Annotated in this window: 5 protein-coding genes and 1 pseudogene; 2 read left to right on the top strand and 4 right to left on the bottom strand. The window is 71.0% G+C overall.

Annotated elements, in window-relative coordinates; genetic code table 11:
- Positions 1-1,414: 1,414 nt before the first annotated feature.
- A complete protein-coding gene (locus GTW40_RS17760; RefSeq protein ID WP_161181183.1) occupies positions 1,415-2,608 on the top strand; it encodes an epoxide hydrolase family protein in 1,194 nt (397 codons plus the stop codon).
- Between the two features lie 53 nt (positions 2,609-2,661).
- Here GTW40_RS17760 and GTW40_RS17755 read toward each other — a convergent pair whose 3' ends face one another.
- The 3 genes from GTW40_RS17755 to GTW40_RS17745 form a co-directional block, all read right to left on the bottom strand.
- Positions 2,662-4,836: a 3-hydroxyacyl-CoA dehydrogenase NAD-binding domain-containing protein gene (locus GTW40_RS17755; RefSeq protein ID WP_161181182.1), complete on the bottom strand. Its 2,175-nt coding sequence runs from the start codon at positions 4,834-4,836 to the stop codon at positions 2,662-2,664.
- Between the two features lie 75 nt (positions 4,837-4,911).
- On the bottom strand, positions 4,912-6,126 hold the full coding sequence (locus GTW40_RS17750) for an acetyl-CoA C-acetyltransferase (protein ID WP_161181181.1): 1,215 nt from the start codon (positions 6,124-6,126) through the stop codon (positions 4,912-4,914).
- A 62-nt stretch (positions 6,127-6,188) separates the two neighbouring features.
- Complete coding sequence (locus tag GTW40_RS17745; RefSeq protein WP_161181180.1) at positions 6,189-7,337, bottom strand: CaiB/BaiF CoA-transferase family protein; 1,149 nt, start codon at positions 7,335-7,337, stop codon at positions 6,189-6,191.
- Positions 7,338-7,611: 274 nt separating this feature from the next.
- On the opposite strand from GTW40_RS17745, the gene GTW40_RS17740 reads away from it, so the two are divergent.
- The gene (locus GTW40_RS17740; protein ID WP_161181179.1) at positions 7,612-8,808 is read left to right on the top strand and encodes a saccharopine dehydrogenase NADP-binding domain-containing protein; all 1,197 of its coding nucleotides are present in this window, start codon (positions 7,612-7,614) and stop codon (positions 8,806-8,808) included.
- A gap of 35 nt (positions 8,809-8,843) precedes the next feature.
- Here GTW40_RS17740 and GTW40_RS17735 read toward each other — a convergent pair.
- A pseudogene (locus GTW40_RS17735) lies at positions 8,844-9,965 on the bottom strand (transcriptional regulator); the annotation flags it as partial.
- Between the last annotated feature and the right edge of the window lie 2 nt (positions 9,966-9,967).

Genomic DNA, 9,967 nt, shown 5'->3' with positions numbered 1-9,967 from the left:
GCGACGCGCTCGGGTTCCGCGCAGTCGAAGGTGACCTGGACCTGTCTGATCGGTGGCATGGGCGCACCGTAGCAGCGGGGTTGTGTTGCTCAGTTCCTTTTTTGATCCGCACGTTGCAGGGGGTACGGCCCCTACTCAGTTCCCGCCGTCCGAGGTAGCTTCTCGGGCACCGACGCCTGGTTTTCTGGCGTGCTTGTCTGTGAGAGGCGTCTGTGCAGCTGGGGCGATCACCGCTGAGGAACGTAGCCCACGGAGGTACCGCGGCCGCATGCCCATCCTCAGCCACTGGCCGACCTGGACTCCACGTGCCTTGTAGTCGGCGGGGTGCTGGTGCTCTCGGCCTGCTCCCGATTCGTTGGCGAGTACGGCTTGACCTTCGCTGATGGGGGCCAGGAGGTCCCGGACACGATGGCTGGGGTTGCCGACGCACACTCGCGGCGGCCGCGGCCGCACTGCGAGGATCGGTGAAGCGGGGTTCGTGGGTGAAGCGCTCGAAGAGCGCACGGCATCGTGCCGGGCGATCAGCGATGCCCGCATGTCCATGACGCCGTCTCATCCCGGGCCGCTCGGGGAGCCACCGGTACTGGAACGTCGGAGTGGCCTTCCCCTCGCCGTACACAGAGCCACGCGAAGAATGGACTGCTACGCCCCCGCCCAACGTCTTGTCTCTGCGAGGCACGGCTGATCCACATGTGCTCAGCCACAGCAGCGGTGTCGCGCAGATCCCCCTTCGCCCGCTCAGCCGACTTCCCCCACAACACCCCAACATCCGTCATCCCGCCCACCGTTCACCCTTCGCTCCTGCAATGGGGCGGAGCCACCGACCTACCGTCCCCAAGAAGCTGACAGTGAGTCAAGATACGAGAAGAAGACGTCAATACAACCAAACGAAAACGGCCCACCCCCCGAACAAACCCCCAGCTCAACAAGTGTCGTCCCCGCGAGCGTGGGGGTGTTCCGCCGGTCACCTCCCATTCGGCGGAGTCGAGCTGATCGTCCTCGCGAGCGCGGGCACGGTGGAGATGTTGCACCCACCAGGCGACCTGGCCGGCCAGCGCGTGTGCGACCAAGAGGACGTCACTGGGCGGCAGTTCGGAGCTGGACGTGTCCACCACGGCGTCCCACGGTCCCGTCGCCCCGAGGCGCGCAAGGTCCGCCGGTTGCGTCCGATTGACGTGGACCGTCGCCACGTCGGAGGCGTCGGGACCGGACCGCCCCCGGTTGAACGTCGCCACCCCTCCCAGCCCCGTCGCCGTGCGCCAGCGGCAATCTCCTTGCCGAGGAACCACGTTCCGCCCAGTACGAGAACGCACATGCGCCCGATCATCCCGCCTGCCATCAGGGCATTCCCGGAGGTGACCGCGCGCCAAATGTGTTGATCTTGCAGCACCCGCACCCCCTACACTCCGCCCACATGACGACCTCGCCCCACGCCTCCCTCCGCCCCTTCCGCGTCGCCGTCCCCGAAGCGGACCTCGACGACCTGCGGCAGCGGCTCGACCGGACCCGGTGGCCGGATGAACTGCCGGGGGTGGGGTGGGAGTACGGGGTGCCCGGGGACTATCTGAGAGAGCTCGCCGGGTACTGGCGGCACACGTACGACTGGCGCGCCGCCGAGGAACGGCTCAACGCGTGGCCGCAGTTCATGACCACCGTCGACGGCGCGGACATCCACTTCGCGCACATCCGGTCCCCCGAGCCGGATGCCACGCCGCTGATGATCACGCATGGCTGGCCGGGGTCCGTCGTGGAGTTCGAGAAGGTTGTCGGGCCGCTCACGGATCCCGTGCGGTACGGCGGTGACCGGGCCGACGCGTTTCATCTGGTGCTGCCGAGCATTCCGGGGTTCGGGTTCTCCGGGCCGACGCGGGAGACCGGCTGGGAGTACCGGCGGGTGGCGGCCGCGTTCGGGGAGCTGATGCGGCGGCTGGGGTACGAGCGGTACGGGGTGCAGGGCGGGGACTGGGGGGCGGCCGTCTCACGGGAGTTGGGCCGCATCCGCCCCGGGGAGGTGCTCGGCGTGCATCTGAACCTGGTCCCCGGGGCCGCCGCGACCGCCGAGCCGACCGAGGAGGAACTCGCGCCGCTCAGCCCCGCCGAGCGCGAGCGCACCCGGGCGTCCTGGGAGAGGACACGGGCGTGGAACCGCGACCGGCAGGGCTACGCCGACATCCAGTCCACCCGCCCGCAGACGCTCGCCTACGCCCTGACCGACTCCCCGGTCGGCCAACTGGCCTGGATCGCCGAGAAGTTCAAGGAGTGGACCGATTCCCGCGACCGTCCCGAGGACGCGGTCGACCGGGACCACCTGCTGACCAACGTGATGCTCTACTGGCTGACCGGCACGGCCGGTTCGTCCGCGCGCCTCTACTACGAGCGGGCGCACGCGGACTACTGGGGCGCCCCTCCAGAGCCCTCCGAGACCCCCACGGCGGTGGCGTTGTTCCCCCGGGAGAACTTCATCGTCCTGCGCCACATCGCCGAGCGCACGAACAACATCGTCCGGTGGACGGAGTTCGACCGCGGAGGCCACTTCGCCGCGATGGAGGAGCCCGACCTGCTCGTGGAGGACATTCGGAGCTTCTTCCGGGACCTGAGCGGCCGGTAGACGGAGGGGGCGCGTTCCGGGAAACGAGTTCCCGGAACGCGCCCCCGTCCCACTCAGCGCCCGTCCGTGAACACCTCGCCCCTCTCCGCCTTCTCCACCAACAGCGCGGGCGGCGCAAAGCGGTCGCCATAGCGCTCCGCCAACTCCCGCGCCCGGGCCACGAACCCGGGCAGGCCGCCCTCGTACCCGTTGATGTACTGGAGGACACCGCCCGTCCAGCCGGGGAAGCCGATGCCGAGGATCGAGCCGATGTTGGCGTCGGCGACGGACGTCAGGACGCCCTCCTCCAGCAACCGCACGGTGTCGAGGGCCTCCGAGAAGAGCATCCGCTCCTGCATGTCGCGGAAGGGGATCTCGTAGCCCGGCTTGGTGAAGTGCTCGCGCAGGCCCGGCCAGAGGCCCGCGCGCTTGCCGTCCTCGTAGTCGTAGAAGCCCGCGCCGCCGCTGCGGCCGGGGCGGTGGAACTCGTCGACCAGGCGGTCCACCACCACGTCGGCCGGGTGCGGGGTCCAGGTGCCGCCCGCCTCCTCGACGGCACGGCGGGTCTCGGCGCGGATCTTGCGCGGGAGGGTGAGGGTCAGCTCGTCCATGAGGGAGAGGACCTTGGCGGGGTAGCCGGCCTGGGCCGCCGCCTGCTCGACCGAGGCGGGCTCGACGCCCTCGCCGACCATCGCGACGCCCTCGTTGATGAAGTGGCCGATCACCCGGGAGGTGAAGAAGCCGCGGGAGTCGTTGACGACGATCGGGGTCTTGTTGATCTGGCGGACGAGGTCGAAGGCGCGGGCCAGGGTCTCGTCGCCGGTGCGCTCGCCCTTGATGATCTCGACCAGGGGCATCTTGTCGACCGGCGAGAAGAAGTGCAGTCCGATGAAGTCGCCCTGCCGCTCGACGCCTTCGGCCAGCGCGGTGATGGGGAGCGTGGAAGTGTTGGAGCAGAGCAGCGCGTCCGGCTCGACGACGGACTGGATCTCCTGGAAGACCTTGTGCTTGAGCGCGGTGTCCTCGAAGACCGCCTCGATCACCGCGTCGCAGCCCGCGAGGTCGGCCACGTCGGCGGTCGGGGTGATGCGGGCCAGCAGGGCGTCGGCCTTGTCCTGGCTGGTACGGCCCTTGGCGACGGCCTTGGCGCACAGCTTCTCGGAGTAGCCCTTGCCCTTGACGGCCGCCTCCAGGGCGACGTCCTTGAGCACGACCTCGATCCCGGCCCGCGCGCACGAGTAGGCGATGCCCGCGCCCATCATGCCCGCGCCGAGGACGGCGACCTTGCGGACCGTGCGGGGCTCGATGCCCTTCGGGCGGTTGGCGCCGGAGTTGACGGCCTGGAGGTCGAAGAAGAACGCCTGGATCATGTTCTTGGAGGTCTGCCCGGCGGCCAGCTCCGCGAAGTAGCGCGCCTCGATGACCTGCGCGGTCTCGAAGTCGACCTGGGCGCCCTCGACGGCGGCCGCGAGGATGTTGCGCGGGGCCGGGTAGGGGGCGCCGTTGGTCTGCTTGCGCAGGGAGGCCGGGAAGGCGGGCAGGTTGGCGGCGAACTTGGGGTTGGCCGGGGTGCCGCCGGGGATGCGGTAACCGGGCTGGTCCCAGGGCTGCCTGGACTCCGGGTGGGCGTCGATGAAGGCGCGGGCCCGCGCGGTCAGCTCCTCCGGCGTCTCCACCACCTCGTGCACGAGGCCGTTCTCCAGGGCGCGGCGTGGGTTGTACTGGGTGCCCTGGAGCAGCACCTTCAGCAACGCGTCGGTGATGCCGAGCAGTCGTACCGTACGGACCACGCCACCACCGCCGGGCAGCAGGCCGAGGGTGACCTCGGGGCAACCGATGCGGGAGCCGGGGGCGTCGAGCGCGATCCGGTGGTGGCAGGCGAGGGCGATCTCGTAACCGCCGCCGAGGGCCGCGCCGTTGATCGCGGCGACGACCGGGATGCCCAGGGTCTCGATGCGGCGCAGGTTCCGCTTGATGGCGAGGCCGCCGTCGAAGAGGTCCTGGACGGTCTCGGGGGTGACCCGGATCAGGTCGCGCAGGTCGCCGCCCGCGAAGAAGGTCTTCTTCGCCGAGGTGAAGATGACGCCCCGGATCGAGTCCTTCTCGGCCTCCAGGCGGTCGGTGACCGCGGCGAGGGAGTCGCGGAACGCCTGGTTCATGGTGTTCGCGGACTGGCCGGGGTCGTCGAGGACGAGGGTGACGACACCGGTGTCGTCCTGTTCCCAGCGGATGGTGGTGCTCTCGGTCATGACAGTCGTCTCCGTAGAAGTCGCTTGGTTCCGCTGATTCCGCTGATTCGCTGATTCCGCTGATCCGCCGGGAGTTCAGATCCGCTCGACGATCGTGGCGATGCCCATGCCGCCGCCCACGCACAGGGTGGCCAGGCCGTACCGCTTGTCCTGGCGCTCCAGTTCGTCCACGAGGGTGCCGAGGATCATCGCGCCGGTGGCGCCGAGGGGGTGGCCGAGCGCGATGGCGCCGCCGTTGACGTTGACCTTGTCCAGGGACAGGCCCATGTCCTTGACGAAGCGGAGCACGACGGCGGCGAACGCCTCGTTGATCTCGACCAGGTCGATGTCGTCGATGGTCAGCCCGGCCTTGGCGAGCGCCTTGCGGGTCGCGGGGGCGGGGCCGGTGAGCATGATGGTGGGCTCGGAGCCGGAGACGGCGGCGGAGACGATCCGGGCGCGCGGGGTGAGACCGTACCGCTCGCCCACCTCGCGCGAGCCGATGGCGACCAGGGAGGCGCCGTCCACGATGCCGGAGGAGTTGCCCGCGTGGTGGACGTGGTCGATCTTCTCCACCCAGTGGTACTTCTGCAGCGCGACCGCGTCGAAGCCGCCGAGTTCGCCGATGTCCGCGAAGGACGGCTTGAGCTTCGCGAGGGAGTCGGCGGTGGTGCCGGGGCGGGGGTGCTCGTCGTGGTCGAGCACGGTCAGGCCCGCGCGGTCCCTGACCGGGACGAGGGAGCGCTCGAAGCGGCCCTCCTTGATCGCGGTGGCGGCGCGCTCCTGGGACAGCGCCGCGTACTCGTCCACGTCGCGGCGGGAGAATCCCTCGATGGTGGCGATGAGGTCGGCGCCGATGCCCTGGGGCACGAAGTTGGTGGCCAGGTTGGTCATCGGGTCGTTGAACCAGGCGCCGCCGTCCGAGGCCATCGGCACCCGGGACATCGACTCGACACCGCCCGCGAGCACCAGGTCCTCCCAGCCGGAGCGGACCTTGGCGGCGGCCATGTTGACGGCCTCCAGACCCGAGGCACAGAAGCGGTTCTCCTGGACGCCCGCCACGGTGTCCGGCAGGCCCGCGGCGACGGCGGCGATACGGGCGATGTCCGAACCCTGGTCGCCGACCGGGCCGACGACGCCGAGCACGATGTCGTCGATGGCGGCCGGGTCCAGGTCCGGGTACCGGTCGCGCAGTTCATGGATGAGGCCGGTGACGAGGTCGACGGGCTTGGTGCCGTGCAGGGCGCCGTTCGCCTTGCCGCGGCCGCGCGGGGTGCGGATCGCGTCGTACACGTACGCTTCGCTGCTCACTGGGGTGCCTTTCGGGAGGGTGGGCCGGTGGCCGGGCGGGGGTGTCGCGGGGGTCGCCGCTGTCAGTCGGCGCCTGCGAGGCGGTCGTCGTCGAGTGTGGGAATCCCCCACTCCCGGGCCACTTCGGACGTTCCGCTGCCCGGCAGCGCGGGCCCCGTGCGGACGGCGGTGGGAGTGGCGGAGAAACGGGGCGCGGGGGCGGGCTGGGTGAGCCCCGCGTGGTCGGTGAAGGTGCCGCGCGCGGCGAGGTGGGGGTGGTGCGGGGCCTCGGTCAGGGAGAGCACGGGGGCCACGCAGGCGTCGGAGTCCGCGAAGACGGCCGTCCACTCCTCACGCGTACGGGACTTGAAGCGGGCCGCGATCCGCTCGCGCAGCTCGGGCCAGCGGGTGAGGTCGTGGTGGGCGTCGGCGAGCCCGTCCAGGTCCAGCAGGCGCAGGAACTCGCCGTAGAACCGGGCCTCCAGGGCGCCCACCGCCATGTACCGGCCTTCGGCGGTCTCGTACGTGCCGTAGTACGGGCAGCCGCCGTCCAGCAGGTTGGCGGCGCGGCGGTCCTGCCAGGCGCCCGCCGCGAGCATCCCGTGGATCATGGCGGAGAGATGGGCGGTGCCGTCCACGATCGCGGCGTCCACGACCTGCCCGGTGCCGCTCCCGCGCGCGTGGTGGAGGGCGGCGAGGACGCCGACGACGAGGTAGAGCGCGCCACCCGCGTAGTCCCCGAGGAGGTTGGCGGGCAGGGCCGGGGGCTCGCCGGGGCGGCCGATCATGCCGAGGGTGCCGGTGAGCGCGATGTACGCCGCGTCGTGGCCCGCGCGCTGGGCGAGCGGGCCGTCCTGGCCCCAGCCGGTCATACGGCCGTAGATCAGCCGGGGGTTGCGGGCGTGGCAGTCGGCGGGGCCGACACCGAGGCGCTCGGCGACGCCGGGGCGGTACCCCTCGATCAGGACGTCGGCGCGCTCGGCGAGGTCGAGCACGCGCGCGGGGCCCTCGGGGGCCTTGAGGTCGAGGACGACGGAGCGCTTGTTGCGGTTGGTCACGTCATACGCCGGGTCGACGCCGAGGCCCGCGCCGCCCGGCCGGTCCACCCGGACCACGTCCGCGCCGAGGTCGGCGAGCAGCATCGCGGCGAAGGGGCCGGGGCCGATACCGGCCAGCTCCACCACGCGCACACCGCTGAGCGGGCCCTGCCCCGGCGTCGTTGCCGTCGTCATGCCGTCAGCCCCCAAGCGTGTGTGACACAACCGATGTAACACCGGTGATGCTAGGAAGACGTGCCACCGGGCACAAGACCTGAACGAGCGAGCGCTTAGCCGAGTGCCCGACGGGCTTCGCCCGCTTCTTCCGGGTATTCCCGGGCGCCCGCGCCGCCGCCTCCGGCCCGCCGGTCGTGGTCCGTACCGCTCACGCTAGCCTCGGCCGACCGGCGCGGCGCGGGCTGTACCACCAAGGGGTGGCACGGGCAGGAATGTCATCGACAGGGGTGTCATGAGCAGGCTGAAGACAACGGACCGTCCCCACGACACGGACCGTCCCTACGACATCGTGCTCTTCGGAGCCACCGGCTTCGTCGGCACCCTGACCGCGCACTACCTCGCCGCGCACGCCCCCGCCGGACTGCGCTGGGCCGTGGCGGGCCGCGACGAGTCCCGCCTGGAGCGGCTGCGCGCGGAGCTGCCGGGCGGCGAGGGCGTAGGGGTGCTGCGGGCGGACGTACGCGAACCGGCCACCCTCCGCTCCCTCGCCGAGCACGCGCGCGTGGTGGCGACGACGGTCGGCCCGTACGTCACCTACGGCGAGGACCTCGTCGCCGCCTGCGCGGAGGCGGGCACCGACTATCTCGACCTCACCGGCGAGCCGGAGTTCGTGGACCTGGTGTACGTACGGCACGACGCCCGCGCACGCGAGACCGGCGCCCGTCTGGTGCACGCGTGCGGCTTCGACTCGGTGCCGCACGACCTGGGCGCCTACTTCACGGTCCGGCAACTGCCCGAGGGCGTGCCGCTCACCGTGGACGGCTTCGTGACCGCGGACGCGTCCTTCTCCGGCGGCACCCTGGCCTCCGTGCTGGGCCAGTTCGCCCGCGGCGGCAGGATGCTGGCCGCCGCCCGCGACCGCGCCCGCCACGAACCCCGCCTGCTCGCCCGCCGGGTGACGACCCCGCTGGGCGCCCCCCGCTACGCCGGGGAGATCGGCGCCTGGGCGCTCCCCCTCCCCACCATCGACCCCCAGATCGTCCGCCGCTCCGCCCGCTCCCTCGACCGCTACGGCCCCGACTTCCGCTACCGCCACTACGCCGCCGTACGCCACCTGCCCGTCGCCGCGGGCGCCATCGCCGCCACCGGCGCCCTCGCCGGTGCCGCCCAGCTCCCGCCCGTCCGCCACTGGCTCTCCTCCCGCCTCCGCCCCGGCGACGGCCCCACCCCCGAACGCCGCGCCCGCAGCTGGTTCCGCGTCCGCTTCATCGGCGAGGGCGACGGCCACCGCGTCTACACCGAGGTCACGGGCGGCGACCCCGGCTACGACGAGACGGCGAAGATGTTCGCGGAGGCGGCCCTGTCGCTGGCCTTCGACGACAATCCCCCGGTGTCCGGGCAGGTGACTACGGTGACGGCGATGGGGGACGCGCTGACGGAGCGGTTGCGGGGGGCGGGGATCGGGTTTCGGGTGGTGGCTGAGCGGTAGGACAGCGGCCCTCAGCTCCCGGACCGGCCCCTCCACTACGCGGCGGCTACAAGTTGTCGGGCACGCTCGTTGAAGTCGGCGACGAGGGCGTGCCCTCCGAAGGGGATCATGCGCCGCTGTACGTCCTGAACCGCTTCGACGCTTCGTGAGGACTTCACGCGCCTTGCGAGTTCGAGCGTGCGGACGCCCGTCGCGTGTGCGGCTTCGAGGTCGCCGCGCTGGAGGTGCGACACGGCGAGGGCTGCGTGGGACATTGCTCCCCGTCGCGCTCGGTTCTGGGCGCGGGCATAGTCGATGGACCGTCGTGCGTGCTCCGCGCTGTGCCTGGGCTGCTGAAGATCGCGGAACGCGTTGGCGTGCTCGCCGTGCAGATAGGCCCCGTCGATGAACTTCGCCCACTCCGGCTCGTCCTCCCGCACCACGCGGGCGAACGCTGCTTCCGAATGCAGCACGGCCCACGCAGTCCCCGGCTCATCCCCGAGCGCGGCAAGCGCACGGGCCTCCAGAGCCCAAAGGTCCGCGAGACAGGCGGGTGACTGCGTCTCTCGTAGTCTTTGCCTCCCGGCCTCTGTCAGCCTTCGCCCCTCCACAGGGTTGCCGAGCAGGGTCGCTTGGTCGGCCATTCCTGCGAGAACGTGCGCTCCGAGCGCCACGTCCCCTGACTCTTCCGCGAGTCGGAGCGCCTGAATCAAGTAGCGCTGTGCGATGTGGTGTTCGCCGTTGTCGAAGGTCATCCATCCGAGCAGGTAAGTCTGTTCAGCAGCCGCACCACACAACGCCCTGCGTACGACGCCCGAGTGAGTACGCCGCAGGAGTGGATAGACGTGCTGATTCATGTACTCCGTGAGCACCAGGCGACCTGAGCCGCCACCTTGCATCACGTCCATTTCCTGGAAAGTCCCGAACATGTTCCGGACCTTCATCACGTCCTCCAGCCTGACGCGAGGGCCGGGCTCGGGCTCATCCCGGTCGAGCATGTTCAACAGCCAGTCGCGCGACGGCCCGACGCTGGCTGCCGCCAGGAAGGGTGTGGTGGCGAGAAAACTCCTGCGGTCCATGTCCACTCTCCCCGGCTCGACCACTGACTCGACCGTCTCTTGGAACGATGAGTCGTATGTCAGTGGCCGGTCAAGGTCGGGCGAGTCCCCCAAGCCCAGGA

This window comes from Streptomyces sp. SID4985 (genome assembly GCF_009863025.1).
Classification (GTDB): Bacteria; Actinomycetota; Actinomycetes; order Streptomycetales; family Streptomycetaceae; genus Streptomyces.
Note: the sequence above shows the minus strand (reverse complement) of the source record. Positions and strands in the feature narration are given on the sequence as shown.

Excerpts from the sequence above, each read along its gene's own strand:
- GTW40_RS17760 (WP_161181183.1), top strand. The coding sequence starts at position 1,415 with ATGACGACCTCGCCCCACGCCTCCCTCCGCCCCTTCCGCGTCGCCGTC.
- GTW40_RS17755 (WP_161181182.1), bottom strand. The coding sequence starts at position 4,836 with ATGACCGAGAGCACCACCATCCGCTGGGAACAGGACGACACCGGTGTC.
- GTW40_RS17745 (WP_161181180.1), bottom strand. The coding sequence starts at position 7,337 with ATGACGACGGCAACGACGCCGGGGCAGGGCCCGCTCAGCGGTGTGCGC.
- GTW40_RS17740 (WP_161181179.1), top strand. The coding sequence starts at position 7,612 with ATGAGCAGGCTGAAGACAACGGACCGTCCCCACGACACGGACCGTCCC.